The organism is Desulfosporosinus acididurans, from assembly GCF_001029285.1.
GTDB classification, from domain to species: Bacteria; Bacillota; Desulfitobacteriia; order Desulfitobacteriales; family Desulfitobacteriaceae; genus Desulfosporosinus; species Desulfosporosinus acididurans.
This window is the reverse complement of record NZ_LDZY01000019.1, coordinates 21,822-36,046: the sequence shown is the minus strand read 5'-3', so window position 1 is coordinate 36,046 and position 14,225 is coordinate 21,822. Positions and strand designations below refer to the sequence as shown.

General features: G+C 44.5%; 9 protein-coding genes. 7 read left to right on the top strand and 2 right to left on the bottom strand.

Annotation, left to right across the window (positions count from 1 at the left end; all coding sequences use genetic code 11):
• The first annotated feature begins 308 nt into the window (after nucleotides 1–308).
• The 6 genes from DEAC_RS20075 (at nucleotide 309) to DEAC_RS20050 (ending at nucleotide 10,303) form a co-directional block, all read left to right on the top strand.
• Entirely contained in the window at nucleotides 309–1,298 is a 990-nt protein-coding gene (locus DEAC_RS20075) for an ABC transporter substrate-binding protein (protein ID WP_047811875.1), read from the top strand.
• Nucleotides 1,299–1,316: 18 nt separating this feature from the next.
• Nucleotides 1,317–3,587, top strand: coding sequence for a PAS domain-containing sensor histidine kinase (locus DEAC_RS20070; protein WP_047811874.1), 2,271 nt, complete (start codon nucleotides 1,317–1,319; stop codon nucleotides 3,585–3,587).
• A gap of 18 nt (nucleotides 3,588–3,605) precedes the next feature.
• On the top strand, nucleotides 3,606–5,009 hold the full coding sequence (locus DEAC_RS20065) for a sigma-54-dependent transcriptional regulator (RefSeq protein ID WP_083996366.1): 1,404 nt from the start codon (nucleotides 3,606–3,608) through the stop codon (nucleotides 5,007–5,009).
• A gap of 149 nt (nucleotides 5,010–5,158) precedes the next feature.
• Complete coding sequence (locus DEAC_RS20060; RefSeq protein ID WP_053006542.1) at nucleotides 5,159–5,827, top strand: 4Fe-4S dicluster domain-containing protein; 669 nt, start codon at nucleotides 5,159–5,161, stop codon at nucleotides 5,825–5,827.
• A 36-nt stretch (nucleotides 5,828–5,863) separates the two neighbouring features.
• Nucleotides 5,864–7,186, top strand: a complete 1,323-nt coding sequence (gene nrfD, locus DEAC_RS20055; RefSeq protein ID WP_083996363.1) for an NrfD/PsrC family molybdoenzyme membrane anchor subunit — start codon at nucleotides 5,864–5,866, stop codon at nucleotides 7,184–7,186.
• A 3-nt stretch (nucleotides 7,187–7,189) separates the two neighbouring features.
• The gene (locus tag DEAC_RS20050) at nucleotides 7,190–10,303 is read left to right on the top strand and encodes a molybdopterin-dependent oxidoreductase (RefSeq protein WP_047811872.1); all 3,114 of its coding nucleotides are present in this window, start codon (nucleotides 7,190–7,192) and stop codon (nucleotides 10,301–10,303) included.
• A 16-nt stretch (nucleotides 10,304–10,319) separates the two neighbouring features.
• On the opposite strand, the gene DEAC_RS24965 is transcribed toward DEAC_RS20050, so the two are convergent.
• On the bottom strand, nucleotides 10,320–10,430 hold the full coding sequence (locus DEAC_RS24965; protein ID WP_486598913.1) for a hypothetical protein: 111 nt from the start codon (nucleotides 10,428–10,430) through the stop codon (nucleotides 10,320–10,322).
• 704 nt (nucleotides 10,431–11,134) lie between these two features.
• Here DEAC_RS24965 and DEAC_RS20045 point away from each other — a divergent pair.
• Nucleotides 11,135–12,103, top strand: coding sequence for a LysR family transcriptional regulator (locus tag DEAC_RS20045; RefSeq protein ID WP_047811871.1), 969 nt, complete (start codon nucleotides 11,135–11,137; stop codon nucleotides 12,101–12,103).
• Nucleotides 12,104–12,162: 59 nt separating this feature from the next.
• Here DEAC_RS20045 and DEAC_RS20040 read toward each other — a convergent pair whose 3' ends face one another.
• Nucleotides 12,163–13,812 (bottom strand): nitrite/sulfite reductase, encoded by a 1,650-nt coding sequence (locus DEAC_RS20040; RefSeq protein ID WP_047811870.1) that lies wholly within the window; start codon nucleotides 13,810–13,812, stop codon nucleotides 12,163–12,165.
• Nucleotides 13,813–14,225: the final 413 nt, after the last annotated feature.

Here is a 14,225-nt window from a genome sequence, read left to right as displayed (position 1 = left end):
TAAAAAAAAGAGCCCCACAGGGAGTGTAATCAAGACGGTTTCTGATGGGTCAGATAGAGATAAATATATATAGAAAAATAGATAGAGGAGGATAGATAAAATTGTTTTTTAAAAAATTTCATTAGTGCTTGCTATATGTTAAGCTAATGAGGGTACTTTGATAAAACTATATTTCAAGATACTAACTTTTCTTTAAATATTTTTTTACTTGACTGAAAAGCGATTCAGTGAAGTAGAGAAAAGGAATAGAGACGCTCAATAGAAAAAGCTAAAAATACCTAAAACGTTAAGGAGATCATGAGTAACGTATGAAGTTTTCTTTTTTTCGATGGCGCAAAGGGATCCTTCTAAGCTTTCTTGGACTTATCCTTTTAACCGGTTGTTCCGCAAAAAGCCCCTCTCCTCAGGTAACGAAGGTTGGCATTTTAGTTGCTGATTCTACAAGAACAGCCAAGTTTGAGGGGTTTAAGCAGGGCTTGGCTGAATTAGGCTACGGTGAGGGGAAGATGAGCTTTCAAGTTTTGAATGCGGAGGGTAATTCGCAGAAACTTACTGTCGAGGCTAAGGAATTGGTCCGCCAAGCCCCGGACCTTTTGGTGGCTGCAGGCTTCGCGGAGGCGGAGGCTATTCTGCATGCTTCCGATGAAAAATCGAAAATTCCGGTTCTTATGATTGGAGTGACTTCAGCTTCAGACCTTGCGGATGAATTTAAAGCAAGGGAAATACCCGTTTCCGGGATTGATAATGGGCATGTGGAATTGACCGGGAAACGTCTTGAACTTCTGCAGCTTCTTTTTCCTGATCGGACCAAAATCCTGAATGTTTATGATCCGGGCATTCAAGCAAGTCAACAAGCCCTGGACGAAGTTCATAAGATCCTGGGTTCTAAAACCCGTTATGAAGATATCCCTGTTAGTGAGACGTTGGGCTTAAGCCGTTTGCAGAACCATGATTTTCAAAAGAACGAAGCGATACTGCTTCTGCCGAGTTATACTATTGAAAGCAACGTCCGCAAAATCCGTGATCTTGAACTACAAGAGCGGGTTCCGGTGATGGGCTTTTATGATACCGAAGTGGCTGCCGGCTATACAGCAGCTTACGGACTTTCTTATCATGATTCGGGTTACCAGGCTGCGCGTTTAGCCATTCGTATGCTGAAAGAAAAAAAGTCAATCCCTTTTGATATGCCGGACTCGGTTCAACTGGAAGTCAATCGCCTGGCTATCCAAAGGATTGGTGAGAAATTATCCCCTACCGGCCAGAGCTTTGCTGTACAAGTGGATACGATTCAGAAATGAGGGAGGAGGTAACGTTCGATGAAGGGTCTTGATCTTCAAACTTGTCCTGAATCGATCCATCTTCCTTGGTGGTATCGTATCCGAGTACGGACGCTTCTTTTCGGAGTTTTAGCATCTATTCTTCCGGTGCTCCTTATCAGCGGCTATTATCTTTATTTTGCCAAGTTGGATTTGCAACGCAGTGTTCAAACACAAAACAATTTGTTAGTCGCTCGCATTGCTCAAGAAGTTGATCTGTCGCTTGAACATACCGAGGAATCTCTGAAAAGTTTAGCGGTCAATCTAACGGATCCGGAACATCCCAATGATGATTCTCAGGTAGACAGACTCCGTCATGATCCTCAGTTGCAGCTTCAGTTCTACCGGTTCTTACAGGAATTTCCTCTGGCGGATGAAGTCGTCCTCCTGAATGCGCAAGGTGAGGCTATTGGAGGAGTGAGTCGGTTTCAGATCTTTCAGCCTGAAATGAATTGGGCGAACCCCAATTTGCTCAAGAACCTAACCTTAGATAAACCTTCCTATAGTGATGTTCATTTTTTGAGCAGCGGAATTCCCACCGTTAAGATTGTTGTGCCCTTGGATGCTGATGCGGATTTTTCGGGTGGCATAGGGATTCAACTCCGCCTGAGAGGGTTACTGACAACCTTAAAGACGCCAAATCCCTTACCGAAAGCTGATCTTTTCGTGGTCGATCCCTCGGGACGCCTGATTGCAGATTCGGATGTTACTCGCCTTCTGGAAAAAGCAGACGTTCGCAAAAGCTATACAGTACAGAATTTCCTTATGTATAAAAACCCGCAGGAATTGCCCGCTTTGAATCAGTATCTCAGCTATACCGGTCAGGAAGTGATCGGTGGGTATGAAGTGCTGCCGCGCAATGGCTGGGGAGTTATGGTTGAGCAGCCTGTTGCAGTGGCTTTTGCTCCGATCAATCAGTTAATAGCGCACTTTCTGATCTTTATCCTCTTTATCTTGGTGATCTCGATATCCGCAAGTATCGTATACGGTTTATCCATTACCCGTCCGGTCGAGCGACTTGAAGAGGCTGCATGGATTGTTTCGCGCGGGCGCCTGGAGGAACGGGTTCCGGAAGATCGGAAAGACGAGTTGGGGCAGCTGGCCAGGACGTTTAACTTTATGATGGAACGTCTGCAAGCTCAGTCTGAAAATCTAATCCAGGAGAAAGAACGTTTAGACACGATTGTGCATGGGATCGGTGCGGGTTTGGCTCTTTTGGAGAAAGATTTTTCGGTCACCTGGATGAATCCGGTTCTGGAACATTGGGTAGGAGAAGGTTTTTCTTCTCTTCCCCAGAAGGATAAGTGCTATATGCTCTTTGGGAATTCAGAAAAACCCTGCGAGAATTGCCCTCTGGAAAATTCTTCAGGCACTGATTGGAAGGAGGATGTAATTTCTTATCTGAATCGCCCGGACGAAGGCAATGCAGCCAGGCAAAAGATCTTTAGACATCGACTTTATCCCTTAAACCATGCCCGACCCAATGAACCGGGTTATCTGATGGTGATTGAGGATATTACTGAACAGCGCCGCATGGAGGATTTAATAATCCAAGCAGATAAACTCTCGGCTCTGGGCTTATTGGCCTCAGGTTTTGCCCATGAAATCAATAATCCATTAGCCATTATTCAAGGATATGCCGAAGATTTAGAAGAACAGATCGTCGAGCCTTTTGTGGGAAACGGAGGCACCGTACCGGAACGGATGAAGCGCTCTTTGCGGACGATTCGTAAGCATGTCGGGAGAGCTCAAAGAATTACCCAGAGCCTTTTAAACTTTTCACGAAAATCAGAGTGGAAGGTTGAAGAGATTGGCGTGGAGCAGGTGATTGAGGAAAGTTTAGCGCTCCTTGAAATCCTACTGCGAAAAAAGCAGATCCGGGTCATGAAACGCTGGGAAAGCCCGTTGCCAGGGGTTAAAGGAGATGCACTGCAGCTTGTTCAGGTGTTCGTGAATATCCTCAGCAATGCCGTGGATGCACTTCCGGAGCAGGGAGAACTTCAGATTGAGGTTCAAACAAGGGCCAAAAAAGGCGAAAGCATCCTGGAAATCACAGTTCATGATAACGGTGAGGGGATAGCGCCTGAGCTTTTGTCCAAGATTTTTGATCCGTTTTTTACGACCAAAGAGGTGGGCAAGGGAACAGGACTGGGACTGGCCATCAGTTACGGCATCATCGCTCGAATGGGAGGGACGATTCAGATAGAAAGTGAACCTTGCCAGGGAACGAAAGTTCAGATTACTTTGCCGGTTATAAAAATGCCGGGGTGAAATGAGGAGTGACAAGGAGTGGCTGAAGGAGCGAGGGGCAACACCCCGGAGTGGGAAAATTTGAGGTTAATTATTGTTGATGATGAAGAGGATTTGCTGGATTTGCTCGTGGATCGTTTTGAGCGCAAGGGATGTTTTGTTGAAGGTTATTTGAACAGCCTCGAAGCGCAGAAGGCTTTAGAGGTTCGGAATTTCGATCTTGGGATTTATGATATCAATCTTCCGCAGATGAACGGGGTTGAGCTCCTGCGTTGGAGTAAAGAAGTGAACCCGGAGATGGAAATTCTGATGCTTACCGGGCATGGTACCGTCGAAACGGCGATAGAGACGATGAAGCTGGGGGCTTATGATTATTTGCGTAAACCATATGCCTTGGCGGAGCTGGAAACCATGGCCGAAATGGCTTGGGAGAAAAAGCGTCTCAAAGAGACGAATACCGGACTCCGTCAGGCTCTCGTGAATCAAGCCGTAACAACCTCCGGCTTCGACCCGGAAGAGAGCTTCCAGATTATTGGGAAGAGCCCGGAAATGATGAAATGGATTGAACTCACCCAGCGGCTGGCGGACAGTGATATATCGGTTTTAATTGAAGGAGAGAGCGGCACCGGTAAAGAGTTATTCGCGAAGGCCCTGCATCTTTGGGGGAAACGGTCGGAGCAACCCTATATTGCGATTAACTCTGGTGCGCTTCCAGAAAACCTGTTGGAATCTGAACTTTTCGGGCACGTCAAAGGAGCCTTTACCGGCGCTTCCCAGGAGAGAAAAGGTCTTGTCGAGGTAGCGCATCAGGGAACGCTTTTTCTTGATGAAATTGGGGAGATGCCGCTGAACTTGCAAGTTAAGCTCTTGCGTTTTTTGGAAAGTGGAGAATACCGGCGAATCGGTGAATCCCGCTTGCGCAAAGTAAATGTTCGAGTGGTTGCAGCGACTAATCGTGTCCTGGAAAAGGAAGTAGCACACGCTAATTTTCGCCAGGATCTATACTACCGTCTGAATGTCATGAAATTGACGATTCCTCCTTTGCGGGAACGTCCGGAGGATATCGAACCGTTAGTTGAGCATTTTCTCAAACGCTACAGCCGGGTAAAACCACTGAAAATGACACCTGAAGCCTTGAAAGACCTTCGCCGTTATCCCTTTCCCGGAAATGTGAGGGAACTGGCCCATATGATTGAAAGGGGTATCATCCTCAGCCAAGGAGTGGAAATTGAGGGGAAGGACCTCCTAATTCCGCAGTTTCACGCGTTCGGCCAACCGCAAAATGAGCGGCTTGTTTCTCTAGCCCAGCTCGAAAAAGAGCACATTGTCAAGGTTCTGGATTGTTGCAAAGGCAACAAGACTCATGCTGCGAAGATCCTTGGAATCAGTGTACGTCAGTTGTATCGGAAGCTCGACGAGTACGACTCTGAAAATATGTCATAGCTGCTCTGTAAAAATGTCAGAGTAAAGAAAGCCTTAAATCCTAGAAAGCTAGGGTTTAAGGCTTTTTTATTCTGGTACAGTAATTGCAATATATTATGTCGCTTATGAGCACAAGAAAAGAACTATTGTACAAAAAAAGGAGGTACCCCATGCGCAGTTCAGATGCAGCTCAAACCGCCAAAAAACAGCCCCGCTGGGGGATGGTCATTGATCTGACAAAATGTGTCGGATGTGATACGTGTACCGTCTCGTGTAAGGCGGAGAATCGTACCCCACCCGGGGTTTCTTATAATGTCCTGTTGGAGCTGGAGGACGGAATATTCCCTAATGTAAAACGGGTTAATATTCCCCGCCCCTGCATGCAGTGTGATAAGGCGCCCTGTGTCCAGGTTTGTCCGGTCAGGGCCTCTTACAAAGCAGACAACGGGATTGTTGTCATTGATTATGATCGGTGTATTGGCTGTCGGTACTGTATTAGTGCCTGTCCTTACGGAGCCCGTTCCTATGATGACGGCGCAAGTTATGAACAGGAAATGTTAGGCTACAATGATGTTCAAGCTCCGGAATATGGTAAAAAACGCGGACCCCGCAGAAATGGAAAGATTCCCGAAGGCGTCGTACGCAAGTGTTCTTTTTGTTTCCACCGTTTGGAGCGGGGTGAAGAACCGGCATGTGTAGAAACGTGCATTGGGGATGCCCGATATTTTGGAGACTTGAATGATCCGAACAGCGTCGTTTCCAAATTAGCTGCCAGTTCTAGGGCTTACCGTTTGAAAGAGGACCAAGGAACTGAGCCGCGGGTTATCTACTTGCGCTGACATTTGGAGAGGAAAACCAAGAAAGTGGGGATAGATATGCAAACGACAAGCGCCGGTTCGAGGCTTCATCGTATCGAGCGGGAGTGGTGGACTGTCTTAGGAATTATCTTTGTTGTCGGGATGATTTCTCTTGTAAAAGGGTATTTATTGGAGGGAATGAGCTCAACGAACTTGACGAACACTGTTCCCTGGGGAGCCTGGGTTGCTTTTTATATTTATTTTATCGGCATGAGTGCCGGCTCGTTTCTCCTTTCGACGTTGATCTTTGCCTTTGGCATGAAGCAATATGAAGAAATTGGGCGTTCAGCTCTTTTATCGGCGATTGCCAGTATGATTACCGCCATCGCCTTTATTTTCTTGGATATCGGCCGTCCTGACCATGTCTTTAATTCTTTGCTCAATTGGAACATCATGAGTACGATGGCGTGGGAAATCCACTTCTATATACTTTATATCTTGCTCTTAGTTACCGAGCTCTATTATTCAATGCGCCCTGATCTGGTCAAACGGTCTGAAGAGCAAGGGCGTTTTGCCAAACTTTCCAAGTTCCTGACTTTTGGCTATACGGATGTTTCAGAAGAATCACTTGCCTGGGACAAGCGTCTGCTTAAAATTTTAGGAAGTGTGGGAATACCCCTCGCAATCTTTGGTGTCCATGGAGGAACGGGTTCGATTTTTGCCGTAGACAAAGCACGTCCTTTTTTAAACAGTGGACTTTTCCCCATCATCTTTATTCTTTCGGCTCTCGTTTCCGGAACAGCTCTCTCCATTGCCCTCTATGTTATTAAGAATTGGGTATTTCATCGTCCTCATGACCGGACCATGGTTCAGTCCCTGGGAACCTTGATGGGAATGTTCCTGGCCATTGAGCTCGGACTGGAGTGGTATGAATTCCTTATTGGCCTTTACGGACTTAAAAGTGAAGAACTCCTAACGATTAAAACGATGACAGCCAGCCCATTCTGGTGGTCCTTTTGGGTTTTTCAAATGGGACTTGCCATGGTGATTCCATTGATTCTTGTCTTTTACAAAAAAACACGCCAATCCGTAAAGTGGGTTTTGGCCGCAGCGATCATGACAATTGTTGGAGTCGTTGGCGTTCGCTTCAATATGATTGTCCCTCCCTTTATCGTCCCTGTCTTGAAGGGACTCCCGCCAGGGAATTATTACCCGACCCTTTCCGAATGGGTAACGAGCTTGGGACTGATTGCGATGGGAATAATTATTTATACTTTGGGCGAGAAAATCCTGCCCATTGATCAATACGAGGCAAAGACCCAAGAAGCTGCCGATGGCTTGGGTGCATTCGATGCAGGTCAAGATTTTGGGCACGCGGGTCTTGAGAAAGGAGTGGAATAATCCATGGCAGAGAAAAAGGATTCGATGAAGTTGAACCGGCGGAACTTTCTAAAAGCTTCGGGAGTTTTAGGTGCCGTGGCTTTTGGCGGACCGTTCCTCGGAGATCCCCTGCGACAATTGATGAATAATGCTTGGCTCGATACCCCTCACGGCGTAGGCGGCCAAGATGAAGATTACACAGCGGCTAATGTGATCTATACTACCTGCGAACAGTGCAATTCCCACTGTACAATTAAGACTTGCATTGAGGAAGGGGAAAAAGGAAGGCCCTATTCAAGCTTAGTCCGAAAAATTGCGGGAAATCCCTACAGCCCGTTGACGACGATTCCGTTTGGTCCGGTTCCTTATGGAACTTCGGCTTTAAGCGCAGCGAAGGGTAAGCCCACCTTGGCCGTGGAGGGCCGCGGGTTTCGGGGCGGAAGAACCTGCCTCAAAGGACAAGCCGGGATACAGACCGCTTATGACGCTTTACGCGTCCGTACACCTCTTAAACGGGTCGGACCCAGAGGAAGCGGAGAGTGGAAAAGCATCACCTGGGAGCAGGCGATTCAAGAAATTATTAATGGCAGTTCCGATTTGGGAACACCGGGTCTCAAATCCCTTTGGGCCTATGTCGGCAAAGCAAAGGTGATGGGCGATTGGGATCTCGTTAAAAAAGGACAAATGACGGCTCAAGAGTTTGATAGAAAATACAAAGATGTGCTCATTGACACTCAACACCCTGATTTTGGTCCGAAGTCAAATCAAATTGCCTGCCTTGGAGGAGACCGCCGAGATTTTATGCGCGACCGCGTCTGGTTTCAAGGCTTCGGCAGTATCAACTTTGATGATCACGGCGGGGCCTGCGGTGCCAACGGGGTCATTGGAACAGTTCACTCCTTCATAACTCAGCAACCGAAAAAGAGACTCTATGCCGACCTGAACGCCACGGAATTCCTGTTAGTTTGGGGAACAAACCCCATGGTCGCCAATCGGGGTCCTACGTTTTTGGCGCCGATGTTGACGAATGCCTTAGCCCGGGGTATGAAGATGGCTGTTATTGATACCCGGATGAGCCGGACCGCTGAAAAAGCCGATCTCTGGGTGCCGATTCTCGCAGGGACAGATGCTGCCTTGGCCTTGGGCATAGGCCGTTGGATTGTTGAGAACAAACGCTATGACGAGCGATACTTGCGCAACCCAAACCTTAAAGCGGCCCAGGCAGATGGAGAACCAACCTGGAGCGATGCCACCTATTTAATCAATGTTTCGGATGAAAAAAAGCCGAAGCTAAGGGCAAAAGATCTGGGAATCGGGGATGATACCGAATTTGTAGTTTTGCAAAATGGGACTCCAGCTGCTCATAGTCAGGCCGCTGAGGGCGATCTGGAAGTCGATAGTGTAGTTAATGGCATTCATGTGAAATCGGCGTTTACTCTTTATAAAGAACGGGTCATGGAACAAACCTTAGACGAATATGCGAACATCGCAGGAATTACGAAGGAACAAATTATCGAACTTGCCCAGGAATTTACGTCTCACGGCAAGAAAGCCGCCATTATGGCTTATCGCGGCATTGCCATGCACGCCAACGGATATTATACGGCACGGGCTGTGAACATGCTGAATCATTTAATCGGCAATCATGATTGGCAGGGGGGAAGCCTGACCGGTGGAGCACGGCATAAGGATATGACAGGCCGCTATGATCTGAAAAAGGTCCCGAATGCTCATCAGGCCTGGGGGATTCCGATCAGCCGCCGCTCCTCCGCCTACGAAAAGAGCAGTCTCTTTAAACGAGACGGTTATCCTGCCAAACGTCCCTGGTTCCCGATTGCCGGAAATTCTTCGGAAGAAGTGATTCCAAGCGCTGCCGAAGGATATCCGTATTCCTTGAAAGCCCTTTTCATTTACCGGGTCAACCCATTACTCACCTTCCCGGCAGGGGATATGACCCGTCAGACCTTAATTAATCCTCAAAAAATTCCTCTGCTGGTTTCTTCTGATATCGTTTTGAGTGAAAGCACCTCCTGTGCGGATTTTGTCTTACCGGACCTGAGTTATCTGGAACGCTGGGGCCGGAAAACAATTACTCCCAGTTTCCCCTTGAAGGTGACACACTTCATGCAGCCTGTGACCCGCGTTTATCCAGAGCCTCGCGATACGCAAGATGTTTTCATCGAGATCTTAAAGAAACTAGGCTTACCGGGTGCCGGAGCGAAGGCCTTTGCGGATGGGAGTCCGTTAGACCGGGTTGAGGACTTTTACCTAAAAATGATTGCCAATATTGCTTTTGCTGAAACTCCGGTTCCTGATGCATCAACCGAAGAACTTCAGGTCTTCAGCGAAGCCCGAAAGGCGGCTTTAGGCCAATTCTTTGACGAAAAAAGCTGGCGCAGTGCGGTTAAACCGGAAGAGTGGGCCAAGGTTGTAACGGTTCTTAACCGAGGCGGACGTTTTGAAGATCCAGGTGCGGAATATGAGGGGCCTCTCCTCAAATACCGTCTTAACGGGCAAACTATATTCTATGACGAAAAAACGGCGGGAGCGAAACATTCCTATACAGGACAATATTTTGATGGCTTGCCCAAATACGAAAGCATTCGTACGTATGATGTACAAGAAGTCAAACAAAGCGAGCCGCTTCACTTTCTTAACTGGAAGGCGAGGAATATTGCTACTCACCGTACGATCAGCGATGTTTGGTTAAGGGAGATTAAACCTGAGAATTTTCTTTGGATTAATCCGATCGATGCTAAAAAGCGCGGGTTGCAGGACGGTGATCAAGTCAAGATCAAATCAGGACTTATTGAGGTTGTCGGCCACATCATGGTTACGGGCGGAATTCGCCCGGGAACGGTGGGAACACCCTACAACTATGGTAATACTGCTTATGGGGGGCATCCGGTCATCATTGACGGAAAATCAACTCCTGTGCTAAAACCGTATAACCATACACCGTTTACCGTCAAAAAGCCTTTTGAGCAGAAAACGGGCTATGCCCTTGGGCGGGATACCGGGTTCTCAGGAAACAGCTTGCTCATGATTGATCCCAAACTGAAAAATACCTCATTGCTGGATCCGATTGGCGGAGGTGTCGCTTCGCTCGATACTAAAGTTGAGATCATACGAATATAAGTCATGATAGCTTACCTTAAAGTCTCCAAACGCGAAGAACATAACCTCCACAGCCACATTGATCAATAAATTGATATTTTATTCCTTCTTCAAATTTGTTTTCTAAAACTTTTGTTAAGTAGTCCATGGGATTACCAAAAGCTGCAGGAGTTACAATGTTTAATGACAAGGTCTATATTATTTTCATAATCTCCATGCTCTAAAGCAACAGAATGATCTTTATTCATAACTCTGATCTCCTATCTGATTCGTATTCAGGGCTTTGCCTTATAGTTTGTTCATATATATGGAATGATATCATTTGAGGTAATTTTGAACTGTGCTCGAGATCATAGTTATCTCACGTATTTCGATTTGTCAGATTGCTTCCGACCCGGGTGATGTTTAATTACAGCCAAGAACAATAAGGGGAAACGATACGAAGCATAGCCTAGGTTACAAGATCCCGCCTCAAAGGATTATAGAGATAAGCGTAGGAAAAATGGTGATTTTCTATCAATTCTTAATAAAAAAAACGCTGTAATAGCGGGTATAAATTACCCAGCTATACAGCGTTTCTTTTATTAAGGCTTTTGATTTGATATATCAGAGATATAAAGCACCAGATAAAACCGGCTTTTCGTTTTTGACATAAATATCTAAACGTGATTTTACTCACGCTTAAGCGAATTAATAATGGCTATAATTATAGTACTAAAAATTAAGCGGGAGTAGTTAGCTCTTAAAACGTTACTTTGGGGGAAAACGATTTATCATTTCCAAAAGAATAAGATTTTCCGTAAACTTGTTCGTTCGAATCCTATTAAACTGCAGCTAGGGGGACATAATCTCATGGAAGAACATTTACTGGTATTTAAAGAGGTAGCAGACTCTCATAATATAACGTCAACCGCAAAAAAACTTCACATGAGTCAACCAAATATTACGTTGCAAATTAAGAACCTGGAACACGAATATGGGGCAAAATTTTTTAATAGGTCCAATAAAGGGGTTTCTTTGACTAAAGAGGGCGAAATTTTCTACGCACATGTTCGAAATGTGTTAGATGTACTTTCAAATGCCAGAGAACAGATAAAAAACCTTTCCAAGAGACAGAAAAAAGTAATCTGTGTTGGCACAACATTGGTGATCGGAGAATATATTCTGCCAAGTCTTTTAGCATTTTTATATGAAACTCATCCTGACGTTGAGTTTAAAGTGAAGATCGGAAATACAGAGTCAATATATCAAGAGATCATGGAGAGAAAAATACATATAGGTTTAATCGAGGGCCAAATTGACAAGCACGCAGATCTGAATGTTGAACGTTTTTGGGAAGATGAGCTGGTAGTCGCTCTTCCATATTTCCACCCTTGGGCATCTAGAACAACTATTACGCTCGAAGAACTGTTAAATGAGCGTTTAGTGACCAGGGAGGCAGGCTCTGAAACTCGCAGAGTGATGGAGATCATGCTTAGAGAGAAGGGGATTGATCCAACTCGAGTGAATTTGTCCATGGAGTTAGGGAGTACTCAGGCGATCAAACAAGCGGTCGCAGCCGGGCTGGGGATTGCAATTATCTCTTCGTTAACTGTCAGTAAAGAGAGTGACCAAAAAATTTTTAAAACATTAAAAATACCAAATGCGCCCGTTTGCCGCGCTCTTAATATTCTCTCATATGCTCACATTAAGAGTGCTGATGAGGAACTTATCTTAATTAACTTGCTGCATAATCATGAGTTAATTGGAGAGATATTAAGTATGGATTATTACGAAATAGAGAAGCAGATGAGTAAAAAACATTTGCTTGCATCGAAGTAACATATATTGAAAAGGAGAGTAGATATTTTATATGATTAGCGTTTATCCTCCAAGAAGTCCTAGGTTAATCCGTATCGAGACTCTGTCGGAACAAAAATCCTGTCGAGGAAGTTATTAAGGATGCTCTGAAATTCTTCTGTTCCATTTCGATTAATAAATGTATTGAAAGACTCATGATCTATTCTATGATCCTTATAAAAACGAATTAATTGTTCAATTACGACATGTGCAATATCTGCAGGGATGAATCCTTTTAAACTTGTTCCGATCTGAGGCTCCGGGCCTAATACACCTCCGATTTGTAGTTCAAAACCTTCAATCGTTTGACTTGTTTTTTTAGATTTGGCTCCTCGCAGTCCGATATCTGCAAGTTGCACTTGGCCGCAAGAATTGGGACAACCGGTAATATGAATGCGTATAGGAGTATCTAATTTTAATGTATTATCGAGGTATTGGGAGATCTGTCGAGCGTATTTTTTTGTTTCTACAATGGCTAAATTGCAGAAATCCTTACCAGTACAAGAAATGGTATGAGCTTTGAACGTTTCTGGGAAAGGGGTTAATACATGTAACAGCGGCTCATGTAAAAAGGACATCACGCGGTTATCTGAAATACCGGCAAGTATTATGTTTTGGGAATTTGTAATTCGTATTGTTCCATCTCCGTATTTGTCGGTAATGTCTGCTAAATCCTTGAGATTATCTGCACTTAGACGTCCAAGAGGGACCGACAAACCAAAATAATGAAGCCCAGGTTGTTTTTGCTGATGAATGCCATTAAAATATCCCGCATTCCAACCACAGATTAAATCATCCCCTCCGCTTAAAAGAGGCCCAACTAACTTTTCAAGTTCTTGCTTAAATTTCATGGCACCCCAATCAGCGACTAAAAATTTTAGGCGGGCATGCTGTCGGCTTTGACGATAGCCAAAATCACGAAATAGGCTTGCAACACCAATTGTTACTTTGAGAACCTCATCAGGTTTCAGAAAAATATCCAGTTTCTTTGCTAGATGGGGCTTGGCAGATAACCCTCCGCCAACGTAAACGTGGAAACCTTGAACAATTTCATTATCAATTAATTTAGAGGCTGGTGTAAAGGCAAGGTCATTAATCGCAGCATGACCTGTATCAAAGATATTGGCTGAGATAGAAACTTTAAATTTTCGGGGAAGGTTAGAGAAATCTCTATTTCCTTGAAAGAAGTTGTAAACTTCATTTTGAATCTTACGAGTGTCCAAGATTTCATGAGGATCTATTCCTGCCAGGGGGTTTCCAATAATATTGCGAGGGCAGTCTCCGCAGGCTTCGACACTACTCAAGTTTACCGAGGCGAGCTTGCTCTGAATACTTGGAATATCTTCTATCCTTAGCCAATGAAATTGAATTGATTGCCGGGTGGTAATATCTAAGATATCCCGGCCATAATCCTTAGAGATAGAGGCAAGAACCCGCGCTTGGGTACTTATCATGACTCCGAAGGGAATTTTGACACGCATCATAAAATATCCATCTGAGCGAGGACGTTGGATATAAATACCTGCCCATTTAAGTAGGTCTCTTTCTTCATTGCTTATAGAAGTAAAGCTCGCCTTCTGAAAATAGTTAAGTTTGTCTAAGATGTCGAGTCCATCGGTATCCAGTTTAGTTAACTCAAAACTATTAAGTTTTTGGGCATTTAATGCCCACTTGTTGATAATGTTCAGCATAAGTATACCACCTATTCCGATAAAAATAGTATGAATAAAAACAATGAATAAATAATAAACCAAAGTAATCTATTTGTCCATAAGAAATCTCTTAAAATTCAAGAAATACTTTATCCGGGACGATATGTTTTCTTGTGCTAAATTTTCAATGATGAGCTAGTATTTTATATCTGATTTCATAAAAATGACTACTGTGGATGTTAATAATTATTGTCATGTATAAATGAAATTATTCTTAAGTAATAAGTTAATTTATGAGGTGCAATCCATCTCGTTGGCAATTATCTCATACAATATCTCCTTGAAATAAGGCTATATCTGGTTTAAAATAAGAATCCATTGAGCATAGTACAGATATTTAAGGTTTATGCACTAAAACAAAACAAATTGCACAAAAACTGAGTTCGTGTGCT